Below are 26,266 nucleotides of genomic sequence, written 5' to 3' on the forward strand. Positions count from 1 at the left end.
TCAGTCCTCGGACGAGCCGCGGCGGCGGGCCAGCAGGTGCAGCTGGGTGGCCACGTCCCGGTACGGCGGCACGGCGGACGCGGCCAGCTCGAACGCCAGCAGCGACTCCGGGTCGGCGTCGGCGACGACGCCCGGCACCAGGTCGGCGACCACGCGCACCCCGTGCGCCTGCTCGACGTGCAGTCCCGCCTCGGCCAGCAGCGCCTCCGCGCCGAGCAGGTCGAAGCGCCGCCGCACCGTGTCCCGCGCGGCGGCCCGAGCCTGCGTGTCTGCACTGGTGGCTCGTCCCGAAGGCCCGCCTGGACGGCGGCCGGCCTCCGCGGACTCCCCACCAGCGGCCAGCAGCGCGGTCGCGGCCTGCCACTGCCCGGCGATCGCGCGGGACAGCACGGCGGCGGCCCGGTTGGCCACCAGGACGCTGGCCGCGCCGCCGGGCCGCAGCGCGTCGTGCAGCGCCTGCGCGACCGCGTCGGGGTCGTCGACGTACTCGAACACGGCGTGGCACAGCACCAGGTCGGCGGCGGCGGGCGGGACGAGGTCGCCGAGCGAGTCGGCGTCGCCCTGCAGCGCGCGTACCCGATCGGCGACGCCCGCGTCGGTGGCCCGGCGCAGCAGCGACGCCAGCGCGTCGGGGCTGGGGTCGACGACGGTCACGGTGTGCCCGGCCTCGGCCAGCGGCACGGCGAAGCCGCCCGTGCCGCCGCCGACGTCGACGACGCCGAGCGGGCGGCCGTCGTGTCCGGCCAGCTCATCGCGCAGCACCGACCAGATCACGGCGGTACGGGGTCCGGCAATGCGGGCTGTCGTCACAGTTCGCTCCACGTCGCGAGCCTAGCGGCCGCCGGTGGGCGGCCGTCGGGGCACGCCGTCCCGGCGGGCGTCAGCCGTCTCCCCGCAAGCCGCCGCCGAGCGGGCCCCGTTCGATCACGAGTTTCGCGCCGAAGCGCTCCATGAGCTGGGCGGTCTCTTCATCGTTGAGGTCGGCGCGCAACTGCACCGCGCACGCTCCCCCGTCGATGCTCAGCGAGAACTTCAGCGTGGCCGCGGTGGGCAGGAACCTGCGCTCGCCCAGCTCGACGACCACCTGCTCCAGCTCGACCCGCGAGTGCGGGCAGGTCACCAGCCGGTATGGCTTGCCCTTCAGGTACTTCTCCACGCCTTGGACGACCTCGGGCAGCTTGTTGCCCTCGTGCACCCCGAGCACGACGGTGCCCTTCGGATCGGCTCCGGCGCCGACGAACGTCTCCCAGTGCCCGCGGATGTACTCGTCGAGGGTCGCCGGCGCCCCGGCCACCACCACCCGGACCACGCTGCCCCGGGGCACGGTGCTGCCGCCGGGCGGATCGGTGACCGCGACGACGCCCCGCTCCAGCAGCAGCCCGGGCTCGTAGGTGACCAGCGGCACCAGCCCCGCCTTGCCGAACTCCTTGTCGAGCCGCCCGATGGCGCTGTCGATCACCTGCGGCACCCGGGTCGTGACGACGACCGCGTCGGCCGAGGGCTCCGGCACGTCCGCGGGTGGCAGGTTGCGCGCGGCGCACCCGCTGACCGCGGCGGCGGCCGCACCGGCGAGCAGGAGCGCGGCGATCCGCGCCGGCAGGCTGCGCTGTCCGCTCATGTTGAGCCTTTCATCGGTGGCCGACCTCAGGAGATGAGGATGGTGGCGTTGAGGTGGGACTCGATGTTGGTGAGCTGCTCCGCGACGACGCCCCGGCACTGGCTGGTGCAGCCGATGATCATTCCGAGGGCGACGGCGTTGCTGGCGCCGGATCTGATGTAGACCGGGCCGCCGGAGTCGCCGGTGCGCACGATGACGTCGCCGCCGCGGCCGCCCTCCATGAGGCCGTAGGTGCAGCCCTCGGCGTCGCAGATGGAGGTGGTCAGGCTGAACACGGTGATACCGCAGGTGGCCTTGGTGGCCATGCCACTGAGGCAGACCACGTCACCGATCACCGGATCGCGCTTGGCGGTGATGTTGCGCTGGGTCGGGCAGCACGGGTCGGTGTGGATGACGTTGTCATAGGTCTCGGCGGACGATCCCACGAAGATCATGTCGTACGTGGGGTAGTCGCTCTCCCGCGAGGCGGTGCCCCAGTACTGGGTCGACGAGTAGATCTTGTTGCCGTTGGCGAAGCAGTGCCCGGCGCTGATGCCTCCGGTGTACACCGCGGTGTCCCCGGTGACCGACCTGCGCCTGGCGACGAACGCGGTGGTGCAGGTGTTCGTCGGGCCGGAGTTGACCCGCACGCCCGCGCCGCCGAAGTGCGCCTCGCCGTCGTTGAGCCGGCCGGTGCGGGTCGCGGATTCGAGGGTGACCTCGGCGACCTCGCCCAGCGCGGCCCGCAGCGCCTGCGCCGCGGCGGGGAAACGCGGGTCGAAACTGACCTGGTAGCGGGAGTCCTCGGCGCGCAGCCGGTAGCTGAACGTCGCGTGGGCCGCGTCGGGGTGCCAGGCGCGGGCGGCGAGCAGTTCGTCGGCGGCGGCCAGGCGCTCGGCCGGGAAGCAGCCGACCTTGACGGCCGACTTGACCTCGGGCGCGCCGTCCGCGGCCAGGGACGCCGCGGCGAGGCCGCTGCCGAGCGCGTCGGCCCGGGTGCGCTGCTCCGGGGTCACCACGACGGTCACCGTCCGCGTGTTGTGGTCGATCGCGGTGCCGATGTAGCCGCGCCGCACCTGGTCGGCGATGCGCTCCTTGCCGTCGCCGAGGCCGAGGGCGGCCCGCGCGGCCTGCTGGACGGCCTGGTTGGCCCGGCGGCCCGATTCGCTGTCGAGCCACTGCCCGTAGGCCGGTGCCCGGTCCGCGGTCAGCCCCGCGCCGAGCCCGGCGGCGGGGGCGGCCACCCGGCAGTCCAGGGTGAGCACCGGAGCCGCCTGAGCGGGCAGGGAGGCGACCACTGTGGCCAGCAAAAGGCCGCAACTCGCCACGATCGACGAAGATTTCCGCATCTGCTGTCCGTTCGTCCCAGGGGTGATGGGTCGTGCGAACGGTATCGACAGATTCCTGTCCACACAAGACGTACGGTCGTCCTTTATGGACCCGTAGTAGTCAGCACACTACTAACGGAAGTCCCGAGAGGCGGCCGGGGTCGCCACGGTCAGCTCCGCGAGCTGGTCCGCGACCAGGTTGCGCACCCCCGACGCGGACTCCAGCCGGCCCCGGACCAGCAGCGCGGTGCTGCCCCGGGCCACCTTGCGGTAACGCAGCCACAGGCCGGGCGAGCAGACCACGTTGAGCATCCCGGTCTCGTCCTCCAGGTTGAGGAAGGTCACCCCGCCCGCGGTCGCCGGCCGCTGCCGGTGCGTGACCAGGCCGCCGACCAGCACCCGGGACCCGTGCTCGACCCCGGTGAGCCGGGCGATCGGCAGCGCCCCCTGCGCGGCCAGCCGCTCGCGCACCAGCCGGATCGGGTGGTCGTCCGGGGACAGCCCGGTCGCCCACACGTCCGCCACCAGCTTGTCCACCGCGTCCATGCCGGGCAGGGTCGGCGCGTGCACGCCGACGACCGTGCCGGGCAGCCGGTCGGGGGTGTCGGTGGCGGCCGCGCCCGCCGCCCACAGCGCCGCCCGCCGGTCCAGGCCGAAACAGGCGAAGGCGTCCGCGGTGGCCAGCGCCTCCAGCTGGGCCGCGGGCAGGCCGGCCCGCCGGGCCAGATCTGTCATGTCGGCGTACGCTCCACCGCGCCCACGCTCCTCGACGATCCGTTTCGCCACGTCCTCCCCGAGCGTGCGCACGCTGTCCAGGCCCAGCCGGACGGCCGGGCCGCCCAGCCCCCACTGCGACGGCTGCTCCCCCGGCACGCTGCCCGACCGGTCCCCCGGCGCCCACTCCAGGTTGGCCTTGACCAGGCTCGCGTTGACGTCCGGGCGGCGCACCTGCACGCCGTGCCGCCGGGCGTCGTCGACCAGCGACTGCGGCGAGTAGAAGCCCATCGGCTGCGCCCCGAGCAGCGCCGCGCAGAACGCCGCCGGGTGGTAGCGCTTCAGCCAGGCGCTGGCGTACACCAGGTAGGCGAAGCTGATCGCGTGGCTCTCCGGGAAGCCGTAGTTGGCGAACGCGGCGAGCTTGGCGAAGATGTCGTCGGCCAGCGCCGGGCCGATGCCGTTGCGGGCCATGCCCTCGTACAGGCGCTCGCGCAGCCGCTCCATCTTCTCCATGGACCGCTTGGAGCCCATCGCCCGGCGCAGCTGGTCGGCCTCCACCGGGGTGAAGTCGGCGACGTCGATGGCCAGCTGCATCATCTGCTCCTGGAACAGCGGCACGCCCAGCGTGCGGGCCAGCGAGTTGTGCATGCGCGGGTGCGGGATGTCCACCGGTTCCAGCCCGTTCTTGCGCCGGATGAACGGGTGCACCGAACCGCCCTGGATCGGGCCGGGCCGGATCAGCGCCACCTCCACCACCAGGTCGTAGAAGCGCTCCGGACGCAGCCGGGGCAGCGTCGACATCTGCGCCCGGCTCTCCACCTGGAACACCCCGACGGTGTCGGCGCGGCAGAGCATCTCGTACACCTCGGGGTCGTCCGGTTTCAGGTCGCCGAGGTCCAGCTCCTGGCCCAGGAAGTCGAACGCGTAGTGCAGCGCCGACAGCATGCCCAGCCCGAGCAGGTCGAACTTGACCAGGTCCACGGCCGCGCAGTCGTCCTTGTCCCACTGCAGCACGGTGCGGCCCGGCATACGTGCCCACTCGACCGGGCACACCTCGATCACCGGCCGGTCGCAGATGACCATGCCGCCGGAGTGGATGCCCAGGTGGCGCGGGGCGTGCAGCAGCTCGTTGGCGTACTCCAGCACGTGCTCCGGGATGCCGTCGACGTCCTTGGCCGACACCCCGTGCCAGCGGTCGATCTGCTTGCTCCAGGCGTCCTGCTGCCCCGCCGAGAAGCCGAACGCGCGGGCCACGTCGCGCACCGCCGAGCGCGGCCGGTACGAGATCACGTTGGCGACCTGCGCGGTGTGCTGCCGGTCGTAGCGCCGGTAGACGTACTGGATGACCTCCTCGCGCCGGTCGGACTCGATGTCGACGTCGATGTCGGGCGGCCCGTCGCGCTCCGGGGCCAGGAAACGCTCGAACAGCAGCCCGCCCTCCCCGCCGACCGGGTCCACGTTGGTGATCCGCAGCGCGTAGCAGACCGCCGAGTTCGCCGCCGACCCCCGCCCCTGGCAGTAGATCTTCTCCTCCCGGCAGAACCGCACGATGTCCCACACGACCAGGAAGTAACCGGGGAACTCCAGCTGCTCGATCATCTTCAGCTCGTGCTCGATGCGCTCGTACGCCTCCGGGTACGCCTGCGGCGGCCCGTATCGCTGCGCCGCTCCCTCGTAGGTGCGCGCCCGCAGGAACGCCACCTCGTCCACGCGTGTGCCGTCCGGCTCGGTGAACGGCGGCAGCTTCGGCGCGACCAGGCGCAGGTCGAACGCCAGCTCCCGGCCCAGTTCCGCGGCGTACGCCACCGCGCGGTCCGCGCCCGGGTACGGCATCGCCGCGAACCGGGCCGCCATCTCCGCGCCCGAGCGCAGGTGCGCGGTCGCCGCCGCGGGCAGGTAGCCGTCGAGGGAGTCCAGGCTGGTGCGGGCGCGCACCGCCGCGGTCACCGTGGCCAGCCGCCGCCGCGCCGGGGCGTGGTAGTGCACGTTGTTCGTGGCGAGCACCGCCAGCCCCGCCCGCTGCGCCAGGTACGCCAGGACCTCGTTGCGGTCGGCGTCCGACGGGTCGGCGTGATCGGTCAGCTCCACCACCACGTTCTCCGCCCCGAACAGGGCGGTCAGCCGGTCCAGCTCCCGCGCGGCCGCGTCGACCCCGTCGGTGAGCAGCGCGTGCGGCACCGCGCCCTTGCGGCACCCGGTCAGGATCACCGCCTGCCCGGCCAGGGTCTCGGCGATCTTCTCCAGGTCGTACTTCGGACGGCCCTTCTCGCCGCCCGCGAGATGCGCCTCGGACAGGGTGCGGGCCAGGTTCGCGTACCCCTGCGGCCCTCGGGCCAGCGCCAGCAGGTGCGTGCCCGCCGGGTCGGGCGCTCCCCCGCCGCGCGGCAGCCCGGCCAGGCTCAGCTCCGCCCCGAACACGGTCGGCAGCCCGTGCTCCCGCGCCGCCTCCGCGAACCGCACCACCCCGTAGAACCCGTCGTGATCGGTGATCGCCAGCGCCTCCAGCCCCAGCCGCACCGCCTCGGCGACCAGCTCCTCCGGATCACTGGCCCCGTCCAGAAAACTGAAGTTCGTATGACAGTGCAGCTCCGCGTACGGCACCGCGGTCCGTGGCCGCTCGACCGGCTCGGCCCGATACGGCTCCCTCTTCCTGGAGAACCCCGGCCCGTCCCCTCCATCGGCGACCAGCGGATCGACCACCCGGCCGCCCCGCATCCGCCGCTCCAGCTCCCCCCACGGCAACTGGTTCTGACTGTCAAACCCCACTCGAACAACTGTACTAACCCCCAGCTCACCCCCACCGCCCACCCCTCGCGTCGATCATGAACTTAAGGACGTGTTCGACGGCGTGTCGCTACCCCAACTTCATGATCGATCCATGGGATGCCCCGCCGGCAGACCGGCACCGCCGTACGGGGCCGAGCCGCCCACCGCCATGGACCCGATCCAGCCCGGACCGGCACGTCGGCAGCGGACGGCGCGCCACCGGCAAGACCAGCACGCCACCAGCGGACGGCGTCATCGGCAAGACCAGCGCCTCACCAGCCAGGGTCGGTGCATCACCACGGATCGGCTCCAGGGGCCCGAACCGGCCACACGCCCCCAGAACTCATGATCTGTTTTTGCGGACGCTGGACGTCGCTGCAGTAGCACTCAGCGTCCACAAAAACAGATCACGACCGAAGGCCGGGCACTCAAAGCCCACCATCCCGCCGAGAACCCAGCGCCACCGACGAAGCCGACCGGCCAAGTCCGCTGATCATGAAGTTGTGGCAGCGACACGCCGCCGAACACGCCCATAAGTTCATGATCAACCCGGGAGCGGGGGGCGAGGTCAGTCGAAGTGGAGGGTTATGGACCATTGGCCGGCGTTGAGGGTGAGCAGGAGGGCTCGGCCGGTGGAGAGGAGGACCTGGAGGCGGGCGGAGCGGTGGGTGCGGCGGCCGTCCCACCACTGCTCCTCGACCGGCCACGGGCCCGCCCAGCCGGAGACCTCGATCTTTCGGCCGTCCCAGACCAGGCGGGCGGGCGGGGCGCTGAGTTCGAGCCGGGCGCTGACCCGCAGCACCTCGCCGGCGGCGTCGAGCAGTTGCACCGGCAGCGGTTCGGGCAGCACCACGGCCGGCGACGGCGGGGGCAGCCGGCCGGGCCAAGGACCCGCCGGGCGGGCGGGCGTCCGCTCGTCGCCCCAGGGCACCAGGGTCGCCTGCGCACCGGGGTCGCGCCCGCCGCCGAGCACCGCGGTCACCACCGCCTCCGGGCCGAGGATGCCCTGCACCCGGTGCATCGCCCGGTGGGCGCGGTCGCGTTCCTGGCCGACGTCGCCCCACAGCCCGGCCTGCAGTCCGGCCTGCTGGACGAGGCCGTCGGGGATGAGCCGCAGCGCGATGACCCCGGCGGTCATCCGGCGCTGGGTGATCCACCCCTCCAGCTGCCAGCGGGTGCGGTCGGCGATGGCCTGCGCGGTGAGCACGCCGTCGTGGCGCCATACCCGGTGCAGTTCGCGGCCGTCGGCGGTGACCGCGCTGATGGCCAGCCGGGTGGCGGCCATGCCGTATCCGGCGAGCCGCTCGTGCAGGCGCTCGGCCAGCGCCCGTGCGGCGAAGGCGGCGCTGTCGACGCGGTCCACCGGTTCGTCGTAGCGCTCCTCGACCTCCAGCTCGGGCGGGGCCTGGCGGACCGCGAGCGGCCGGTCGTCGCGGCCCGCGGCCAGGCGCTGCGCGAGCGCGGCGTCGAGCCCGAACCGGGCCAACACGTCACTGGGCGGCAGGTCCGCGAAGGCCCCGAGGGTGTGCACGCCGAGCCGCCGCAGCAGGCTGGTCAGCGCGGGCCGGTCCAGGGTGGTGACCGGCATCGCGGCCAGGAAGGCGGCGGTCTGCCCGGGGTCGATGATCCGCCCGGCCCGGGCCGCCAGCAGCGCGGCGAACGTGCCGTCGGCGACGCCGATCTGGGCCTCCACCCCGCACTGCTGGGCGACCTGCTCGACGATGCGCTCGGCGGCGGCCTCCTCGCCGCCGAAGTAGCGGGCCGGGCCGCGGGCCGCGAACGCGCACACGCCCGCACGCAGCACCGCCACCGAGGCGGCGATCTCCTCGACGGCCGCTACCACGGGTTCGAAGGCCCGCACGTCGCGGACCGGGTCGTGGTCGATGACGATCACCTGCGGGCACCGGCTCTGCGCCTCACGTTTGCGCAGGCCACGGCGCACCCCCTCGGCGCGGGCGGCGGCCGAGGAGGCGACGACGCGGTTGGCGTGCAGCACGGCGACCGGCTGGTGCGCGGGCACGCCGTCGAGCAGGTCGGCGGCGATGACCGGCCAGTCCGGACACCAGACGAGCATGGTGCGCTGGGCGGCCTCGCCCATCAGCGCACCACCGGCGGTCGTGCCCGACCGCTGCCCACCAGCTGCGACGTCGCCTCACCCGCGGCACCGGCCGGCACCGCCCCAGGAGGTCGCGGCGCCGCGGTCATCCCTGCACCACGCGCAGGTGGCCCCGGCTCTGCCCCGCGGCCTGGGGCTGCGGGCGCGGCGGCGACACGATCACGGGCTCAGCCGCGGGGACCGCCGGGCCGGACGGGGCGGGCAGCCACATCGTGACCTGGCGCGGACGGCCCGCGGCGCCCCGGCCGCGGGCCGAGACGGTCAGCTCGCGGGCGCGCAGCCGGCCGTGCCCCCGGCCCAGCCCGAGCCACATGCCCTGGACCGGGGAGAGCACCACGTCGGCGCCTTCCCAGCCGCCGCCGAACGGCACCAGCACGCTGCCGCGCTGGCGGGCACGGGCGGCGAGCTGCTGGCGTACGGACGCGGCCACCGGCCCGGTCGGGGCGGCCACCACCACGTCGAACCCGTCGAGCAGCGCGCCCACGACGGTGGTCCACTGCGGGCCGGGGTGTGGCACGAGGGCGAGCCGGTCCAGGGCGATGCCCAGCTCCGCGGCGGCGGCCATGCCCAGGGTCGGCAGCCCGACGACGGCGCACCAGGAACCGGCGGACGACGCGGCGGACAGCAGCGCCAGCAGCAGCGAGGTGGTGCCGCCGCAGCCGGGCGCGTCGGTCGAGGCGACCGCGATCGTGCTGCCCCGGCGCAACCCCCGGCCGGGCAGCAGTTCGCGCAGCTCGGGCAGCACCGGCAGCATGCGGTCCGTGCCCAGGCCGGCCTGCTCGTCGGTGAGGTCGCTGGCTCGCCGCACCGAAGTGTGCTGCAACTCCATTGACCGGGCCATGCTCAGCCCCGTCATGGCGGTCATCCCCCCGTCGTACGTGGTCATCTGTCGTCGTGATCCCCGGTGGCCCGTCCCCGGCGGCCGCGGGCGGGCGGCGTCGGGAACGGGCTGTCCGGGTGAGCCCGGCGGGCGCGGTGGCCCCCGCGAGCCCGGGAACTCAGGGCCCGCCCTCGCGAGCCCCGGAACTCACCGTGCGAGGGCGGGCTGGATCGCGAGATCCAGCGCTTCCTGCACCTCATCGGTGAAGTGAACGGCCTGCAGCAGCAGGGTGTCCGCCTCCTCGGCGGTGACCCGGGCGATGCCGGCCTCGGCGGCGGACCTCTTGGCCGCGCCGGACGAGAACAGGGACGACCAGGAGCTCATCTCGGGGGCGACCATGGCCAGCAGCACCCACACGCTGGTGATCTGGCGACGGCGGGCGGGCGCGGGCAGCGCGCGGGCGGCGATCACGGCGGCCGCGGCGCGCAGGGCGGCCAGGTGCGCGATGGCGTAGCGCTGTGCGTGGCTCTCGGTCTCCCGGGCCTCGGCGAGCCCGCGGCGGGCGAGGACGATCAGCTCGATCGGAGTGCGGTGCGGCAGCAGATGGGCCGGCACCTTCGTCGTGGCGTTCATGTCGGCGGCTCCCTCCATCGTCGGCCTATACCCGGCCGAGCCCCAGGGCTGTCATTCGGACCCGGGTCGTTCCGGGCCGGGCGACTGCCCGCTTTCCGAGCCACGGAGGAAGAACGTGGTGTAGCGCTTGCCGGCCGGGCGTGGAGCTTCCCCACGCCACGCCCGGACCGGCTCGCCGGTCGGGCGGCCACCCGCTGCCCGGGGGTCGTTGGGCAGCGGGTGGCACCCGCCTGGTCGGCCGCCGGAGCCGCGAATCTCCGGTGACCTGGGTCGGTGCCGCGAACACCGGCCCGGAGTTCGCGGTAGCGAACCGCTCCCCCCGAGACATGATCGAACACTTGTCCGAACAACGAGTAGAACGTTAGTTCGAAAAAATCGCGTTGTAAACCCTGGCCCGCGCCGTGTCGCCACCCGGATCGTTTACGTAAGGACCAGATGCTGATACGCACATGACAACAGGTAGCCTCGAACGGTGCCGTTCCGTCCTCGCCCCGCCCTGGGCATCACCATGGTCACGCTGGCCAGCCTGCTGTTCGCCGGCAACGGCACGGTCTCCAAGCTGATCCTGCGGGCCGGGGTCAGCGCGCCCGACCTCACCACACTGCGGGCGCTGGGCGCGTGCGCCGGGCTGATCGCGCTGGGCGCGGCCCTGCGTCCCGGACTGCGCCGGTTCGCCGTCACCGCCCGGCAGCTGCCGCTGCTCATCGCGTACGGCATCACCGGTTTCCTCGCCGTGCCGATGCTCTACTTCGTGGCGATCGCCCGCATGCCGGTCGGCGTCGCCCTGCTGTTCGAATACACCGCTCCGCTGTTCGTCGCGCTGTGGGCCCGCTTCGGCCAGCGCCGGCCGGTGCGCCCCCGGCTGTGGGCCGGCCTGGCCCTGTGCCTGCTCGGCCTGGCCTGCGTCGCCGAGATCTGGGGCGACCTGAGCCTCGACGGCGTCGGCGTGCTCGCCGGGCTCGGCGCGGCGGTGCTGCTCGCCGCGTACTTCGTCCTCGGCGCGAAGGGTGTGGCCAGCCGCGACACCGTCTCGCTGACCGGCTGGGCGTTCGGCGTGTCGGCCGTGGCGGGCCTGCTCTTCCGGGCGCTGTCCGGCGCCGCCCCCGACTGGAGCGCACTGGGCGGGCACACCGCCGGCGGCACCCCGCTCTGGCTGCTCTGCGCCTACCTGCTGGTCCTCGGCACCATCGTGCCGTACCTGCTGATCGCCGGCTCGCTGCGGCACCTGCCCGCGACCAGTGTCGGCATCCTCGGCATGATCGAGCCGGTGCTCGCCGCCGCGGTGGCCTGGATCACGCTGGGCGAACGACTCAACCCGGCACAGCTCGCCGGCGGCACGCTGCTGCTGATCGGCGTGGCGCTGGCCGAGACCGCCCGGGTGCCCGTGGCGGCGCTCATCGAGCCGGTGCCGCTGGGGCAGAATGAGGCGGGCACACCCGCCCGTGTGCCCGCCGTCAGCTGACGTGCCCCACGCCGAGACTTGGATCGAGTGATGTCGTCGCACCCGAACGTGATCGCAGTCCAGCACGCGCTCGACGCCGCCGACGCCCGTGACCACACCGGCGCCGGCTGCCGGGTGGTCATCCTGGACGACGGCGTGCACACCGCCGCCGCGGCCGCGGCCGCCCTGGGTGTCGAGGCCGCGCAGATCGCCAACTCGCTGATCTTCGAGGTCGACGGCGAGCCGCTGCTGGTGCTGACCTCCGGCGGGCACCGGGTGGACACCGCTAAGGTCGCCGCCGACCTCGGCGTCGCCAAGCTGCGCCGGGCCACGCCGGAGTTCGTACGCGAGCACACCGGCCAGGCCATCGGCGGCGTCGCCCCGCTCGGCCACCCCAAGCCGGTGCGCACCCTCATCGACACCGCGCTCGCCGCGTACGGCGAGATCTGGGCGGCGGGCGGGGTGCCCCGGGCCGTCTTCCCGATCACCTACCCGGAGCTGCTGAGGGTCACCTCGGCGACACCGGCGGAGGTCGCATGAGGCTGGTCCCCTGGACCTCCGACGACCTCGGCCGGCGTATGAACGACGTGCTGGCCGTGTTCGGCGAGGCCATGTCGTACCACCCGCAGGCGCTGGCCGTACGGCGCGGCTACATCACCACGCACCTGCAGCGCCCGCACTTTCGCGCGATCGCGAGCCTGAGCGACCAGGGCCAGCTGCTCGGCTTCGCCTACGGCTACCACTCCGAACCCGGCCAGTGGTGGCACGACCAGGTCAGCTCGGTGCTCGACCCCGACGCGCGGCAGCGCTGGCTGACCGACTGCTTCGAGGTCGTCGAACTGCACGTGCGCCCCGCGGCGCAGGGCCACGGCCTGGGCGAGGCGCAGCTGCGGGCACTGCTGGCGATGACCGGCGCGGCGACCACGCTGCTGTCCACCCCCGAGGCCGACGAGCAGGCGTCGCGCGCCTGGCGGCTGTACCGCCGCACCGGCTTCCTCGACGTCTCCCGCCACCTGCTCTTCCCCGGCGACCCCCGCCCCTTCGCCGTCCTCGGCCGCCCCCTCCCGATGACCCACTGACCCCGCCCCGGCACCGGGCCGCAGCCCTTGATCGTCAGACTTGCCCGGCACCTGTGCGTATCTTGAACGCGCTTTCGCCCATGTGCCTGGCAGTCGAACGACCTTGGTGCCTAACGGCACCCGCTCAACCCCCACCCGCCGACCGCCCGGCCCGAAACGCGGCCGGCCCGACCGCCCGCGACTCGGCCCGACCCGGAACGCAGCCGGCCCGGCCCCGAGCGGTGGGCGGATCCCCGGCCCGGTCCCGGTCAGGTCAGGACCTTGCGGACGACGGCGAGGAGTTGGCCGAGGCCGAGCACGGCCAGGGAGAACCATAGGACCAGGACCATCGTCACCACGCCCGCGGCCAGATCGGGACCGACCTGCGCCGTCGACGCGGCCGCGAGCAGCAGCGACAGCAGGGTCAGCCAGGCCCGGGTGGGCCGGTCGCCGATGGTCGCCGAACCCGCCGCGCGCAGCCCGACCGCCCCGGCGCGGGCCCGGATGTACTCGTGCAGCCACACCATCGCCGCGCAGGCCAGCAGCAACGTGCGCTGCGCGCCGAGCGACGCCAGCGCGACCAGCCAGCACACCTCGCTCAGCCGATCGATCATGGTGCGGTAGAACGAGGCCAGCCGGGAGGTCCGGCCCAGCAGCACCGCCAGCGTCTGCCCGACCGTGTCGGCGGCCAAGCCCAGCACCAGCACCACCGCCGCCAGCGCGGGCCACGAGCCGCCCCGGGCCGCGAGGACCGGCACCAGCACCGCGCAGGCCACGGCGACCGTCATCGCGTACGCGGGCCGAGCCCCGAACCGCGCCAGCATCCCGCCGACCGTGAACGCGGCCCGCAGCCACTTGCGCAGCAGCGGACCCGCGTGGCGGGGGTCGTATCCGTCGTGCGAGTTCGACCAGCCGGAGACGTACCCGTCCCAGCTCGTTTCCGTCGTCGGCGCTGCCATGCTCCACTCCCGGTCCGCCCGCTCGCGCGGGCCACCCGGATGGGAGCTACACCGCGGCGCCCACCCGTAGCCGCTGCCACACCTCACGGGTGGCCGTCGACCGGTTCAACGTGATGAAGTGCAGGCCGGGTGCGCCCTCAGCCAGCAGCTTCGCGCTCAACTCGGTGGCCACCTCGACGCCGATCGCCCGCACCGCCTGCGGGTCGTCGGCGACGGCGCGCAGCCGCTCGGCCAGGTCTGGCGGGAACGCCGCGCCGGACAGCTGCGCCATGCGCTCGATCTGGCTGACGTTGGTCACCGGCATGATGCCCGGGATGATCGGCACGTCGCAGCCCGCCGCGGCAACGGCGTCACGCAGGCGTGCCCAGTCCTGCCAGTCGAAGAAGAACTGCGTGATCGCGTAGTCGGCCCCGGCTCGGCACTTGCGGACGAAGTGGTGCACGTCCGAGGCGTAGTCGGCCGAGCGCGGGTGCTTCTCCGGGAACGCGGCCACGCCGACGCAGTAGTCGCCGCTCTCCTTGAGCAGCCGCACCAGCTCCTCGGCGTAGCGCAGCCCGTGCGGGTGGGCCACCCACTCCGCCTGCGGGTCGCTGCCCGGCGGGTCGCCGCGCAGCGCCAGCATGTTGCGCACGCCCGCGTCCGAGTAGTGCCCGATGACGTTGCGCAGCTCGCCGATCGAGTGGTTGACCGCGGTCAGGTGCCCCAGCGGCAGCAGCGTCGTCTCGGTCGCGATGCGCTCGGTGAGCTGCACCGTCGTGTCCCGGGTGCTGCCGCCCGCGCCGTACGTGATGGAGACGAAGGACGGCTGCAGCGACTCCAGCTCCCGGATCGACTGCCAAAGCAGCCGTTCGCCGTCGGCGGTCTTCGGCGGGAAGAACTCGAACGAGAACGTCGGCTCCCCCGACACCAGCAGCTCACGGACGGTCGGCCGGGGTCCCGGCATGGTGGAAGGAGCACGCAGCGTCACCCTGCCGACTCTATCGGCGCACCGGCCTGAAGAGCGGTTTCGTCCCAGTGCGTGGTGCGCCCACCCCGCGTGACCATGCTCACGGGCCCCTCCCGCCCCAGTCGCACCGCCCTCGGCCGGCGCGCTCACGGCTGCTCACCGGTGAGGAACCAGTCCGTGAACGAGGCCGAGCCGCGCCCCACCGCCGGATGGCGGCAGGCGGCGAGCAGCCCGCGCTCGGCATAGCGCCGCGGCGGGCAGGGCCACGGCAGCTCGCACACCCGGCAGCGGTGCACCGGCGGCCGGAAGCCCGCACCCGGCACGTGGTCGTGCAGCAATCGCGCGGCCAGCCGCCACATCAGCGGCTGCACCACCTGCTCCGGCGGCTCCAGCGGCGGGTTCTCCCAGTCGATCGGGGGCAGTTCCATCAGACCCTCCAGGGTGTACGGGCGAACGAGGGCACCGGGGCGGCGCAGGCCATGGGAGATGACGCGCCGCCCCGGCGGCTCACACCGGACTGGGAGTGCCGTCGACCAGCGCGAGCCCGTTCATCATAGCGAAGATTCCGCCCCGTGGGAGGGGCCAGCAGAAAAGTGTGCAGGGGCCAGGAGGCGTTAGGTCCTTACATGCCCGCCACCAGTGCGGACGTCAGTTCTTCAAGCCGGATGCGTGTTGTTGCCGCAGCTCATTGGCCGTCAATCGGCCAGTCCGCGAAATGAGCGATCAGTCGCGCAGCGTGTAGGCGCTCGGTGCATGGGTGAGTCCGGCCGCAGCCCCGGCAACAGCCGGTGCCGTCACGTAGATGCAGCTTCAACAGGTGGCGGGCATACGCCGCCTGCGCATCGGCATATATGCCAAGTGTTCGAGCATCGAGGGGAGTTCTCATGCCACATGCCCTCCCTTGTGGACGGTGACATGAGTCAATCACAACTGCTCCGAACAATCGACGTCTGTTCGGAACAGTTCTCAGGCAGAAAACGAGTAGGTCAGCTCGTAGGCGTCAGAGTCGAGGACCATGCGGTTCACCTCGACACAGCGGTCTTCCGCATACGCCAGGCGCGTGATCTCCAGGATTCGCGCCCCGTCGGCGAGCAGACCGAGGGCAGAAGCCTCCTCCGGCAGCGGGCTACGCCCCACGATCCGTTCAGTGAAGTGGGTGGGGGCCAATCCCTGCTCGGCCAGCCGTGCATAAGTGCCGCCCGCACCCGCATCGGTGTGCTCGATACGCGTTCCGCGGGTCAGTTCCGTCGGCAGGTAGGAGGTGGACAGTTGCACCGCCCTACCCTCCACCACGAACCGCCGGGACCTGGTGAGCACGAGTGCTCCTGGCTCCACGCCCAGCGCCTCCGCCACGAAATCGGAAGCCGGCGCATCACCGACGATGATGTCGACGGCCCGCGCCCGCGGGCCTGTGTCATGGTCCTGAATCGCCGAACCCCCGCCCCAGTGGTCCCGTGCCAGCCGTCCCGGCGAGCTACGCACGATGCGCTCGAAACGGCGCACGAAGGTCCCCGCGCCCGGCCGCGCCATCACCAGACCGTCGGCCCGTAGGACATCGAGCGCACGCGTCGCGATGCTCACGGCGACGCCGTACTGCGAGGCGATCTCACGCAGGGAGGGCAGGCGCGTGCCCTCCGCCAGCTCACCGCTGAGGATGAGTCGGCGCAGCTGATCCGCCACCCGCCGGTACGCAGGCTGCTCGCCCGCCATCGCAGACCACCCTCCGTCGTTCGGAACAGTCGCACTCTACGACACCACGATGGACCGCGATCTCCCTCCGCACGGCCGCCGTACCCGCAGATCGTGGCCTCGGGGTCCGGCAGCTCGCGGCGGCGCGGCCGGCCTCGCGGTGATCGCCGTCTCGGGTCAGAAAGTGAGGCCGGACCACACTTTCTGACCTGAGACAGTGATCTTGTCCCGGCAATGGGGCGTGGTGGCGGCAGTGTCGTACGCGGACGGTAGAAACGATCCGGCGCATGGGGGCCTGCGCCGGGGGTCGGCCGTTGTCCGGTAATGCCGTGGGACGAGCCTGGAGGCCGCCGTGTCCCGTCCACCGCTGGGCGGATTGATCGCCGAGACCCGACGACGACGCGGGTACAGCCAGACCAGGCTCGCCGCGCTGCTCTGCGCGGCGGCCGGGGTCACCACGGTGACCAGGCACGAGGTGAGCCGCTGGGAGCGCGGCGACCGGCTGCCGGGTGCACAGTGGCTGGCCTGGCTGGCGCTCGTGCTCGACCTGCCGCCCGCCCTGCTGACCACCGCCGCGCGGCCCACGGGCTCGCCCGCTCCCACCGACGGTGTCACCCGTCTGCATCAGCTCGCCGAGCAGTGGCTGCGCCACACCGTGAACGGCGACACCGCGCCGGACCACACCGCCGACGGATCGGCGCGCATCGCGTCCGGTCGGCTCCGCATCCGGCCAGGCGGGGATGAGGTCGCCGGGTTCGACCGGCAGATCGCCGAGCTGCGGCGGATGGACGATCTCGTCGGCGGCGCGGATCTGGCCCCGATCGCACACCGGCGCTGGCAGCAGGCCGCCGACCGGCTGCATCGTGCCCGCGGCACGGACCGGCGGCGGCTGCTGCGCCCGATCACGGAACTGGCCCAGCTAGCCGGGTGGACCGCCGCCGACGCCGGGGACCGGGCGGCAGCGCTGCGGGCGTACCGGGCGGGGCTGGCGCTGGCGATGGAGGCGGGCGATCCGGCGCTGGGCGGGCACGTGCTGGGTGCGGCCACCCACCTGCTCTGCGACGTCGATCCCCGAGCGGCTTGGCGGCTGGCCCGGATCGCCGCGGCGGGCACCCGCCGGGCGGGCAGCCCCGGGCTGCGGGCCCTGCTCGCGCACCGGGCGGCGCTGGCCGCGGCGCGGGCCGGGGACGGGCGGGCCGCGGCCGACGGGCTGCTGGTGGCCCGGCGGCTCGGCGACCGGGTCCGCCCAGAGCGGGAGCCGTCCTGGCTGTACTGGCTGGACCAGGCGGAACTGGCCGCCATGACGGGCCGGTGCCTGGTCGTGCTGGACCGGCCGGTGCGGGCGCTGCCGCTGCTGGAGCAGCCGGGCCTGCGTCGGCCGCGCCGCGGTCAGCCGCGTACCAGGGCGGTCTATGCGGGCTGGTATGCGCGTGCCCTGCTGGGTGTCGGCGAGGTGGAGCAGGCCTGCGCGGTCGGCGCGGACGCGGCGGTCGAGGCGGTGCGGGCCGGGTCGGTGCGGGCGGCCGAGCAGACCCGCGAGCTGTCGGTGCGGCTGGCGGCCCGGCCGCAGACCCGGCCGATCCGTGAGCTGAGTGAGCTGATCACACAGCTCACGTCATACCTACCGGGGTCATCCACACGGCCGGGAGTGAACTAAGTTCGTCCCATGACCATTCACCCGGTGGACCGGGCCGCGCTGCGGCCGCGGGTCGAGAAGGCTCTCGCGGTCTTCCTTGCCGACCGCCGGGCGCACATGGCGGGCATCGACGCCGGCCTGGCCCCGCTGGCCGACGCCGTGGAGGCGTTCGTGCTGGGCGGTGGCAAGCGCCTGCGGCCGGCATTCGCCTACTGGGGTTACCGCGGCGCGGGCGGCGACGACCGTGACGACGTGGTGTCCGCGCTGGCCTCGCTGGAGCTGGTGCAGGCCAGTGCGCTGATGCACGACGACCTGATGGACGCCTCCGACACCCGCCGCGGCGAGCCCGCGGTGCACCGCCGGTTCGCGATGCTGCACGACCGGGAGCGCTGGCAGGGCGGTGCGGCCGGGTTCGGCGCGGCGGCGGCGATCCTGCTCGGCGACCTGTGCCTGGTCTGGTCCGACGAGCTGCTGCACGAGAGCGGGCTCGACCCGGTGACGGTGGCCCGGGCCCGGCCGGTGTTCGACCTGATGCGCACCGAGGTCATGATCGGGCAGTACCTCGACGTGCTCACCCAGGCGTCCGCGGACACCTCGGTGGAGCGGGCGTCGCAGGTGGCCCGGTTCAAGTCGGCGAAGTACACCGTCGAGCACCCGCTGCTGCTGGGGGCCGCGCTGGCCGACGCGCCCGCCGCGCTGAGCGAGGCGTACTCCGCCTTCGGGCTGCCGCTGGGCGAGGCGTTCCAGCTGCGGGACGACGTGCTCGGGGTGTTCGGCGACCCGGTCGCCACGGGCAAGCCGGCCGGTGACGACCTGCGCGAGGGCAAGCGGACCTACCTGATCGTGATGGCGCTCGCGCACGCCGCGCCCGCCGACCGGGACACGCTCGCCGCCGCGCTGGGCAGCCCCGACCTCGACGAGGCGGGGGTGGCGCAGCTGCGCCGGATCATCACGGAGTCGGGCGCGCTGGCCCGCACGGAGGCGTACATCGCCGAGCTGACCTCGGCGGCGCTCGCCGCGCTGGAGGCCGCGCCGGTCGAGCCGGAGGCGGCCGAGATGCTGCGCGAGCTGGCCGACGCCGCGGTGCACCGCGCCACCTGAGTCAGCGCAGCACCTGCCGGAAGCTCTCGTAGTGGTCGGCGGTGTAGTAGAGGTCGCCGTCGCGGCCCGCGACCAGCCGCCGCGCGCCGCGGTCGCGGGAACCCGGCGTGGGCACCGTGTACTCCCGGTAGTAGCCGCGCGGCTGCCGGGGCAGGATGCCCTCCAGGTTGCCGAAGACGGTGCCGTCCTTGTCGTAGGGGAACGGCCCGTTCGCGTCGATCAGCGCGACCGTGGCGACCGCCTCCTTGGGCAGGTCGCGCAAGGGCACCGTGGGCAGCCCCGACACCGGGGTCCGAGCCGCCGACGCCGCGGGCGCGCCGTCCCCGCCTGAGGGCGCCAGCGCGGTGCGCGCGCAGTACCCGAGCAGCGCCATGACGGCGATCAGCAGCACCGCCACCACGGCGGCGATCGTGATGTTGCGCCGCGTCGCGTACCTGTCCACATCAGGGAGTGTGCGGTGTCGCGTGGTCGCGATCAAGGACCGTGGAATCATCGACAAGTGCTCCCCCCAGTCAGCAGCCAAGCCAGCAGCCACACCACCTCCCGTGCCACCGTCGCCCTGGGCTGCGTCTCGGGCGTGCTGCTCGCCGTCTCCGCCTACCTGGCGGGCGCGCTGCCGGGCGGCGATCCAGGGCCTGGACTGCGGCTGGGCGGATTCGGCGCGGTGTCGGGGAGTTTCCTGCTGGGACTGGCGTGCTGGCTGGCCGGCCTGGCCGGCTGGACGGTCGCGTGGTGGCGGCTGGGCCGGGCCGGTGCGGCCGGACGGTGGCCCGGCTCGTCGTGGCGGCTGCTGGCCGTCGGCGCGGCATGGGCCGCTCCGCTGCTGGTCGCACCGCCGCTGGGCAGCCGCGACGCCTATGCGTACGCCTGCCAGGGCTGGCTGTGGCGTGCGGGCCTGGACCCGTACGCGATGGGTGTCGCCGACGGCGGCTGCCCCTGGACCGCGGCGGTGCCCGAGCTGTGGTGGCACACACCGACCCCCTACGGCCCGGTCGCGGTGCTGCTCACCGGGCTGGTCACCGCCCTCGGCGGCCTGCTCGGCGCCCTGGCCGGCCTGCGCCTGCTCACCCTCGCCGCAGTAGCCCTGCTCGCCCTTGCTCTACCACCCCTGGCCCGCGCCTGCGGCGTCCCCGTCTCCGCCGCCTACTGGCTGGCCCTGCTCACCCCCCTCACCGCCGTCCATGCCCTCTCCGCCCTGCACAACGACGCCCTCGTCGCCGCCCTCTCCGTCACCGCGCTAGCCCTCGCCCTGCCCCACCGCCCACGGGATCGCGACGGCGGGGCGGCGGCGTGGTGGGCGGCAGTCGGGGCGGGGGTGGTGGTGGCGCTGGCGGTGGGAGTCAAGGTGACCGCGGTGGTGGTGGTGCCGTTCGTGGTGATCCTGCTGGGGCGGCGGTGGTGGGGCGCGGCGGTGGCCGGGGTCGCGGCGTTCGCGGCCGTCAGCCTCGGGTCGGGGCTGGGGCTCGGGTGGGTGGCGGCGCTGCGGGGGACCGGGGAGCTGGTGCAGTGGAGTTCGCCGCCGACGGCGGTGGGGATGGCCGTCGGCTACCTGTTTCGGCTGGTGGGGCGGGGTGAGTGGGTCGACGCCGCGGTGGCCGGGGGGCGGGCGCTGGGGCTGGTGGCGCTGGCGGCGGTCGGGGTGTGGGGGCTGGTGTACGCGTGGCGGCGGCGCGGTGACGCGGGAGCCGTGGTGCGGGCCTGCGGGTGGGTGATGGCGGCGACGGCGCTGCTCGGGCCGGTGTTCTATCCGTGGTACGCGCTCGCGCCGCTGGCCGTGCTGGCCGCGGCGGAGACGGATCCGCGGCGGCGGCGGTGGGTGGCCGTGGCGGCGGTGGGCTGCGCGGTGCTGACGCTGCCCAACGGGCTGGGGGTGCCGGTGCTGACCAAGGCGGTCGGCGCGTTCGCGGTCACGGCCGCGCTGATCGTCGCCGCCGTCCGGTCCAGACCCAGAGCGACAGCGTGAACAGCACCAGGGCGAAACCGAAGACCAGATCCTCGACCGGGGCGTACGCGATGCGCAGGCCCGTGATCGCCTCCGGCGCGTAGCGGACCACCCCGCGGCCGGTCAGCACCCCGTTGCTGAGCAGCTGGAACACCAGCACGATCGGGTACGTCGCCCAGAACACCGGGCTCAGCAGCACCCGCGTGCGCAGCACCAGCAGGTCGACCGCCACCGCGCCGGCCAGACCGAGCAGAGCCGCCACCGTGTACGTCACGGACGCCGCACCCGGTCCAGCACCGTGCGCACGGCCTCGAAACCGAGGATCGCGCACAGCGGCACCACCAGGAAGAACAGCAGCTCCTCCAGCGGCATGCCACCGGGCAGCCAGACGCCCAGCACCTGATCATGATCGAACGACCAGTGCCCGGCCGCGATCGCGAGCAGGTCCCACGCGCCGAAGACCAGCACCACGGGCAACGCGACCAGCAGCAGCCGCCGCCACTGGCGCAGCACCCCGACCCGCAGCACCGGCTCCAGCCACAGCGCGCACAGCAGGCAGCCGAGCAGCACCGCCAGGTACGCGTACACCGTCAGAAGGCCACGGCCTGGGCCCGGCGCTTCACCTCGCGGGCCTTGTCGCCGCCCAGCGCCGCCGCGGGCGTCCCCGGAAGCGTGTCGTCAGCGGTGTAGAGCCACCGCACGGCCTCATCGTCGTTGAACCCGGCGTCGCGCAGCAACGTCAGCACGCCGGGGAGGTGCTTGAGCACGATGTCGTTGGCCACCAGTTCCGCGGGCACCTGGCGCACGCCCTCATGGCGTACGGCCAGCAGCGAGCCATCCTTGATCATCTGGTGCACCTTGAGGATCGGCAGGCCCAGGCGCTCGGCCACGTCCGGCAGGGGCAGCCAGGTCGTGGGTGCGTCGGTCGTCGAGTGCGAAGTTTCGGCCACCTCCACACCTTGCCACGTCGCCGACCGGGCACACCACCGCATCCCCATCCCGAGCGCCGTGCCGCCCGAGGAGAGGAGACTCCGATGAGTCCCTGGCAGACGATCAAACGGGAGATCGACGGCGCGCGCCGTTCGCTGCGCTACGACCTCGCCCGGCGCCGGGCGAACGACACCACCTCCGTCATGCCCGCAGCCGGCGACGGGCCGGAGCCACCGCCCCGGACCCGGCATCGGGTGGTCCTGGCGGCCGGCGCGATGGTGCTCGCCTCGGTCGGAGTCGGCGGCTACTACGCGGTCGCGGCCGGGGTGGACGCCGTGCTCGGGGACGAGCGCGCGCCCGGTGCCCTGCCACGGGTGCCCGCGCCCGCAGGCTCCGCCGAACCCGTGCCGTGGCGGCAGGCCGGTGCGACGCCCAGCCCCACCGACCGGGTGAAAGACGTGCCAGCCGGCCGTCTCGTCACCCCGCGTCCCAGCCCGCGGCGCACGTCCGCACCCACCCCGACGCCGACTCCGTGCGACTGCGAGTCGTCTCCCACACCGTCCCCGTCGCCCACGCCGTCGCCGTCCCCCTCGCCGAGCCCGTCGCCCAGTCCCAGCCCGTCCGCCTCGGCGTCGGCCTCGGCGTCCGCGCTGGCGTCGGCGTCGGCGATCGTGATTCCGGACACCTCGCAGCCGGGTTCGCCGGATGCCGGCGAGGACTCGGAGACCCCCTAGCCATGCAGGAGAAACGCCCGGTCGCGACGCGATCGCACGCGCGGGTGTACGACGCGGGCCACCGCCTGACTTAGACTGCGCTGCGATGGACACTCAGGTCGCCGATCCACTACTCGGCACACTCGTCGACGGGCGCTACCGCATCCGCGGTCGCGTGGCTCGTGGTGGCATGGCGACCGTCTACACGGCTGTGGACGAGCGCCTGGAGCGCACCGTCGCCCTGAAGATCATTCACCCGGCACAGGTACGCGATGCCGCCGGCCAGGCGTTCAGCCTCGACCGCTTCACCGACGAGGCCAAGACGATCGCCCGGCTGACCCATCCCAACGTCGTCGCCGTCTACGACCAGGGCACCCACGCCGGCCTGCCCTACCTGGTGATGGAGTACGTACGCGGCCGCACGCTGCGCGACATCCTCGCCGAGCGCCGCCGGCTCACCCCGGTCGAGGCCCTCGCGGTGATGGAGCAGGTGCTGGCGGCGCTGGCCGCGGCGCACCGCGCCGGTCTGGTGCACCGCGACGTCAAGCCCGAGAACGTGCTGGTCGCCGAGGCGCCCACCGGCGGCAGCCACAACCTCATCGACGCCGTCGCGAAGGTGGCCGACTTCGGGCTGGCCCGCGCCGTCGAGGCCAGCGCCGACGACCCGAACGGCGGGCAGCTCATGGCCACCGTCGCCTACGTCGCCCCGGAACTGGTCACCGACGGCCACGCCGACCCGCGCAGCGACGTGTACAGCGCCGGGATCGTGCTGTTCGAGATCCTCACCGGCCGTGTGCCCTACGACGCCGAGCGCCCCGTCGAGGTGGCCTGGCAGCACGTGGACCGCGACGTGCCGCCGCCGTCGCGCATCGTCGCCGGCCTGCCCCCGGTGCTGGACGAGCTGGTCGCCTCCGCGACCCGCCGCTCCCCCGGCGGCCGCCCCACCGACGCGGGCGCGCTGCTGGCCGCCGTGCAGGCCGCCCGCGAGAACATCGCCGCAAGCAACACCACGCAGCGGATGCGCCCGGTCGAGCAGGAGACCGTGATCGTCAGCCACGTGACGCCCGCCGCGCGCCCGTCCTGGGCCCGGCTGCCCGACGCGCAGCCCGCGCCGCGCTCGCGCCGCCGCGCCCCGGCGCCGGCCCCCAGCAGCCCGATCGACCGGATCAAGGCGCAGTACCGCAAGCTCATGGGCGATCCGCGGGGCCGCCTGGCGCTGACCGCGGGCGCGGTCGTGCTCGCCCTGCTGGTGCTGACCGGCGGCTGGTGGCTGGGCTTCGGCCGGTACGAGGTGACGCCGCAGCTGACGAACCTGACCAAGGACCAGGCGATCAGCACGCTGGCCCAGGCCGGTCTCGAGTACCGGTTCCTGGACCCGCAGTACCGCGAGGACGTGCCCAAGGACGTGGTGCTCGTGCAGAACCCGCCGCCCGGCGAGCGGGTCGTGCGCGGCGGAACGGTCGTCCTGACCCTGTCCGCCGGGCCCGAGCGCTACCTGGTGCCGGACGTGGTGGGCAAGTCGTGGGAACTGGCCGTCGCCGACATGCAGGCCGCGCCGCTGAAACTCAAGCCGGTCAAGGCCGGGGAGAAGTACGACGACCTCGCCCCGAAGGGCACCGTGCTGTCGACCGACCCGAAGGCCGACACCGAGGTCCCGCCCGGCACCGAGGTCAAGGTCACCGTCAGCAAGGGCAAGGCCCCGCTGAGCGTGCCGTTCGTCGAGGGCAAGACGGTCGCCGAGGCGACCGACATCCTGCAGAAGATGGGCCTGCGGGTCAGCGTCGAGCGCGTCGAGTCGGACAAGCCGTACGACATCGTGGTTAAGCAGACACCCGCCAACGGCGCCGGCGCGGAGCCCAACGACGAGGTGAAACTGCAGGTCAGCAACAATCAGAACGTGAGGGCGATGCCGGAGGTGCGCAATGCGCGCTGCGGCGACGCCGAGGGCCTGCTCGCCTCGATGGGGCTGCAGGTCGAGGTCCGAGGCGTGCTCGGGGACAAGAACTGGTTCAAGGTCGTGAACCAGGATCCGGCCCCGAACACGGCGGTGCAGGCGGGACAGCATGTGGTGATCGAATGTCAGCTGGGATGACCAACCAGGTCGGGGCGCACGCACCGGTCGCCGGTGGGCTGGCGAAAGCCGCCCTGGCCTACATCGACAAAGTGTCGGCGGCGGCCGTGCAGGTCTACGTGGGCAACCCGCGGGGCTGGGCCCGCCCGCCCGGCGACCCCGCTCAGGACGAGGCCTTCACGGCGGGCTGCCACACCCGGTCCGTCCCCGCTTATGTACACGCCTCGCTGCTGGTGAACATCGGCTCCCCCACCGCCGCGACGGTCGAGCAGTCCCGCGAGGTGCTGACGCACGCGCTGCTGCGGGCGGCGGCGATCGGCGCGCGGGGGGTCGTCTTCCACGCCGGCTCCTCGGTCGACGCCGAGCACGCCCCGGCCGCGATGCGCCAGGTGCGCGAGGTGCTGTTGCCGCTGCTGGACGCGCTGCCCGACGACGGCCCGCGGCTGCTGGTCGAGCCCAGCGCGGGCGGCGGGCGCTCGCTGGCGGCCCGCGTCGAGGACCTGGGGCCGTACCTGGACGCGGTGGACCGCCACCCGCGCCTGGGCGTGTGCTTCGACACGTGCCACGCCTGGGCGGCCGGGCACGACCTGGCCAAACCCGGCGGCATGACGCTGACCCTGGACGCCCTGGTCGAGGTGTGCGGACCGGACCGGCTGGGCCTGGTGCACGCCAACGACTCCAAGGACCCGATGGGGTCCACTCGCGACCGGCACGAGGCCATCGGCAAGGGGCTGATCGGCTCCGAGGCGTTCGCCGAGATGTTCCGCCACCCCGCCGTCGCCGGTGTTCCGATCATCGTCGAGACACCCGGTGAGACGCACGCCGCTGACATTTCCCTGCTCAGGGGCTTGCGCTAGGCATTCCTTTAGGGCACCCTTACTGAGGCAAGGCTTGCTTGACCGCGAGCCTCACTCCTCCAGTGCCGAAGGGTCCCTGCTGTGTTCGTGTGCATCTGTGAACGGGTTCGTGAGTGCGAGGTGCGCTCGGCGATCCGCGCGGGCGCGCGCTGCGAGGACTCCGTCGGCGAGGCATGTGGCGCGGGGACCGGGTGTGGTTCCTGCCTGGACCGCATCGTGGACCTGATCGACGAGGAGAACGCCGACACGCTCGTGGCAATCGCCGTATAACGGGACAACACGCGTAGATTTACCCCCATACGAGTTCCCGTGGGGGGTTTCTTCACCATGCAAGGCGACGCCCGAGTCATTGAGTTCCTCAACGAGCAGCTGACCGCCGAGCTCACCGCGATCAACCAGTACTGGCTGCACTACCGCATGCAGGAGAACTGGGGATACACCAAACTCGCGAAGTACACGCGGCACGAGTCGATCGACGAGATGAAGCACGCCGACCGGCTCGCCGAGCGGATCCTGTTCCTCGACGGCCTGCCGAACTTCCAGAAGCTCTTCGCGCTGCGCATCGGCGAGACCGTCAAGGAGCAGTTCGAGTGCGACATGAAGGTCGAGGTCGAGGCCGTCGAACGGCTGCGCCTGGGCATCGAGTACATGCGCTCGGTCGGTGACGTGACCTCGGCCAACATCTTCGAGGACATCCTCCAGGACGAGGAGCACCACATCGACTACCTGGAGACCCAGCTCGGCCTCATCGCCAGCCTCGGCGAGGGCCTCTACCTGCAGAACGTCACGGAGCACCCGGAGCCCTGAGCTTCGGCGTACGCGGCCGGGGGGGGGGGGCCGCCCCCCCCCCCCGCGGCCGCTGGTCCGGGGTGGGAGCACGCCGGGGTGCACCGGGGGGGCCGGGGCACCGCCGGGGGCGGGCCGGTGGGGGGGGCGCGGGGTGCGC

The 26,266-nt window shown here is 73.5% G+C and carries 26 protein-coding genes; 11 read left to right on the forward strand and 15 right to left on the reverse strand.

Annotated features, from left to right (window positions below):
* The 7 genes from AB0B66_RS38865 to AB0B66_RS38895 form a co-directional block, all read right to left on the reverse strand.
* Positions 1–822, reverse strand: a complete 822-nt coding sequence (locus AB0B66_RS38865; protein ID WP_360539777.1) for a methyltransferase domain-containing protein — start codon at positions 820–822, stop codon at positions 1–3.
* Between the two features lie 58 nt (positions 823–880).
* Complete coding sequence (locus AB0B66_RS38870; protein WP_360539779.1) at positions 881–1,618, reverse strand: PASTA domain-containing protein; 738 nt, start codon at positions 1,616–1,618, stop codon at positions 881–883.
* Between the two features lie 26 nt (positions 1,619–1,644).
* Positions 1,645–2,946, reverse strand: coding sequence for a hypothetical protein (locus AB0B66_RS38875; protein ID WP_360539781.1), 1,302 nt, complete (start codon positions 2,944–2,946; stop codon positions 1,645–1,647).
* A 111-nt stretch (positions 2,947–3,057) separates the two neighbouring features.
* Positions 3,058–6,408 carry an error-prone DNA polymerase gene (locus tag AB0B66_RS38880; RefSeq protein ID WP_360539783.1) on the reverse strand — a complete coding sequence of 1,117 codons (3,351 nt, stop codon included), beginning with the start codon at positions 6,406–6,408 and terminating at the stop codon, positions 3,058–3,060.
* A 568-nt stretch (positions 6,409–6,976) separates the two neighbouring features.
* Positions 6,977–8,506, reverse strand: a complete 1,530-nt coding sequence (locus tag AB0B66_RS38885; RefSeq protein WP_360539785.1) for a DNA polymerase Y family protein — start codon at positions 8,504–8,506, stop codon at positions 6,977–6,979.
* 103 nt (positions 8,507–8,609) lie between these two features.
* Positions 8,610–9,389: a hypothetical protein gene (locus AB0B66_RS38890; protein ID WP_360539787.1), complete on the reverse strand. Its 780-nt coding sequence runs from the start codon at positions 9,387–9,389 to the stop codon at positions 8,610–8,612.
* A gap of 162 nt (positions 9,390–9,551) precedes the next feature.
* On the reverse strand, positions 9,552–9,977 hold the full coding sequence (locus AB0B66_RS38895; protein WP_360539789.1) for an SAV_6107 family HEPN domain-containing protein: 426 nt from the start codon (positions 9,975–9,977) through the stop codon (positions 9,552–9,554).
* A 472-nt stretch (positions 9,978–10,449) separates the two neighbouring features.
* Here AB0B66_RS38895 and AB0B66_RS38900 point away from each other — a divergent pair, with 472 nt between their 5' ends.
* Genes AB0B66_RS38900 through AB0B66_RS38910 form a run of 3 tightly spaced genes read left to right on the forward strand, consistent with a single transcriptional unit; the run spans position 10,450 to position 12,497 of the window.
* Complete coding sequence (locus AB0B66_RS38900; RefSeq protein WP_360539791.1) at positions 10,450–11,439, forward strand: EamA family transporter; 990 nt, start codon at positions 10,450–10,452, stop codon at positions 11,437–11,439.
* A gap of 30 nt (positions 11,440–11,469) precedes the next feature.
* A complete protein-coding gene (locus AB0B66_RS38905; RefSeq protein ID WP_203687957.1) occupies positions 11,470–11,958 on the forward strand; it encodes a YbaK/EbsC family protein in 489 nt (162 codons plus the stop codon).
* The gene (locus AB0B66_RS38910) at positions 11,955–12,497 is read left to right on the forward strand and encodes a GNAT family N-acetyltransferase (protein WP_360539793.1); all 543 of its coding nucleotides are present in this window, start codon (positions 11,955–11,957) and stop codon (positions 12,495–12,497) included. The genes AB0B66_RS38905 and AB0B66_RS38910 overlap by 4 nt, the downstream gene beginning before the upstream one ends.
* 248 nt (positions 12,498–12,745) lie before the next feature.
* Here the strand turns inward: AB0B66_RS38910 and AB0B66_RS38915 are convergent, their stop codons facing one another.
* The 4 genes from AB0B66_RS38915 to AB0B66_RS38930 all read right to left on the reverse strand — a co-directional run bounded on the left by AB0B66_RS38915 (position 12,746) and on the right by AB0B66_RS38930 (position 16,091).
* A complete protein-coding gene (locus tag AB0B66_RS38915; RefSeq protein WP_360539795.1) occupies positions 12,746–13,435 on the reverse strand; it encodes a CDP-alcohol phosphatidyltransferase family protein in 690 nt (229 codons plus the stop codon).
* Positions 13,436–13,481: 46 nt separating this feature from the next.
* Positions 13,482–14,402 (reverse strand): methylenetetrahydrofolate reductase [NAD(P)H], encoded by a 921-nt coding sequence (gene metF / locus AB0B66_RS38920; RefSeq protein WP_360539797.1) that lies wholly within the window; start codon positions 14,400–14,402, stop codon positions 13,482–13,484.
* Between the two features lie 125 nt (positions 14,403–14,527).
* Entirely contained in the window at positions 14,528–14,809 is a 282-nt protein-coding gene (locus AB0B66_RS38925; RefSeq protein WP_360539799.1) for a hypothetical protein, read from the reverse strand.
* A gap of 538 nt (positions 14,810–15,347) precedes the next feature.
* On the reverse strand, positions 15,348–16,091 hold the full coding sequence (locus AB0B66_RS38930) for a GntR family transcriptional regulator (RefSeq protein ID WP_360539801.1): 744 nt from the start codon (positions 16,089–16,091) through the stop codon (positions 15,348–15,350).
* 331 nt (positions 16,092–16,422) lie between these two features.
* Here AB0B66_RS38930 and AB0B66_RS38935 point away from each other — a divergent pair, with 331 nt between their 5' ends.
* Together AB0B66_RS38935 and AB0B66_RS38940 are read left to right on the forward strand one after the other, a co-directional pair.
* Positions 16,423–17,727 (forward strand): transcriptional regulator, encoded by a 1,305-nt coding sequence (locus AB0B66_RS38935; RefSeq protein ID WP_360539803.1) that lies wholly within the window; start codon positions 16,423–16,425, stop codon positions 17,725–17,727.
* A gap of 9 nt (positions 17,728–17,736) precedes the next feature.
* Complete coding sequence (locus AB0B66_RS38940) at positions 17,737–18,807, forward strand: polyprenyl synthetase family protein (RefSeq protein WP_360539805.1); 1,071 nt, start codon at positions 17,737–17,739, stop codon at positions 18,805–18,807.
* A 1-nt stretch (position 18,808) separates the two neighbouring features.
* On the opposite strand, the gene AB0B66_RS38945 is transcribed toward AB0B66_RS38940, so the two are convergent.
* Positions 18,809–19,249 carry a ribonuclease domain-containing protein gene (locus AB0B66_RS38945; RefSeq protein ID WP_360539807.1) on the reverse strand — a complete coding sequence of 147 codons (441 nt, stop codon included), beginning with the start codon at positions 19,247–19,249 and terminating at the stop codon, positions 18,809–18,811.
* 57 nt (positions 19,250–19,306) lie between these two features.
* Between AB0B66_RS38945 and mptB the strand changes: the two genes are divergently transcribed.
* Positions 19,307–20,770, forward strand: a complete 1,464-nt coding sequence (gene mptB, locus AB0B66_RS38950) for a polyprenol phosphomannose-dependent alpha 1,6 mannosyltransferase MptB (protein WP_360539809.1) — start codon at positions 19,307–19,309, stop codon at positions 20,768–20,770.
* Here mptB and AB0B66_RS38955 read toward each other — a convergent pair.
* The 3 genes from AB0B66_RS38955 to AB0B66_RS38965 are packed head-to-tail and all read right to left on the reverse strand — an operon-like array spanning position 20,715 to position 21,699.
* A complete protein-coding gene (locus AB0B66_RS38955; RefSeq protein WP_360539811.1) occupies positions 20,715–21,023 on the reverse strand; it encodes a lycopene cyclase domain-containing protein in 309 nt (102 codons plus the stop codon). The genes mptB and AB0B66_RS38955 overlap by 56 nt on opposite strands.
* Positions 21,020–21,337, reverse strand: coding sequence for a lycopene cyclase domain-containing protein (locus AB0B66_RS38960; RefSeq protein WP_360539813.1), 318 nt, complete (start codon positions 21,335–21,337; stop codon positions 21,020–21,022). The genes AB0B66_RS38955 and AB0B66_RS38960 overlap by 4 nt, the downstream gene beginning before the upstream one ends.
* Positions 21,338–21,339: 2 nt before the next feature.
* Positions 21,340–21,699 (reverse strand): Rv2175c family DNA-binding protein, encoded by a 360-nt coding sequence (locus AB0B66_RS38965; RefSeq protein ID WP_239167012.1) that lies wholly within the window; start codon positions 21,697–21,699, stop codon positions 21,340–21,342.
* 84 nt (positions 21,700–21,783) lie between these two features.
* Here AB0B66_RS38965 and AB0B66_RS38970 point away from each other — a divergent pair, with 84 nt between their 5' ends.
* The 5 genes from AB0B66_RS38970 (at position 21,784) to bfr (ending at position 26,127) form a co-directional block, all read left to right on the forward strand.
* Positions 21,784–22,413 carry a hypothetical protein gene (locus tag AB0B66_RS38970; RefSeq protein WP_360539815.1) on the forward strand — a complete coding sequence of 210 codons (630 nt, stop codon included), beginning with the start codon at positions 21,784–21,786 and terminating at the stop codon, positions 22,411–22,413.
* Between the two features lie 85 nt (positions 22,414–22,498).
* A complete protein-coding gene (gene pknB / locus AB0B66_RS38975) occupies positions 22,499–24,484 on the forward strand; it encodes a Stk1 family PASTA domain-containing Ser/Thr kinase (protein WP_360539817.1) in 1,986 nt (661 codons plus the stop codon).
* The gene (locus AB0B66_RS38980; protein ID WP_360539819.1) at positions 24,469–25,320 is read left to right on the forward strand and encodes a deoxyribonuclease IV; all 852 of its coding nucleotides are present in this window, start codon (positions 24,469–24,471) and stop codon (positions 25,318–25,320) included. Before pknB ends, AB0B66_RS38980 begins: the two co-directional genes overlap by 16 nt.
* 87 nt (positions 25,321–25,407) lie before the next feature.
* Positions 25,408–25,590, forward strand: coding sequence for a (2Fe-2S)-binding protein (locus tag AB0B66_RS38985; RefSeq protein WP_360539820.1), 183 nt, complete (start codon positions 25,408–25,410; stop codon positions 25,588–25,590).
* A 57-nt stretch (positions 25,591–25,647) separates the two neighbouring features.
* Positions 25,648–26,127, forward strand: a complete 480-nt coding sequence (bfr, locus tag AB0B66_RS38990) for a bacterioferritin (RefSeq protein WP_203687940.1) — start codon at positions 25,648–25,650, stop codon at positions 26,125–26,127.
* Positions 26,128–26,266 lie beyond the last annotated feature (139 nt).

It is taken from the genome of Catellatospora sp. NPDC049111 (assembly GCF_040648615.1).
GTDB classification, from domain to species: domain Bacteria; phylum Actinomycetota; class Actinomycetes; order Mycobacteriales; family Micromonosporaceae; genus Catellatospora; species Catellatospora aurea.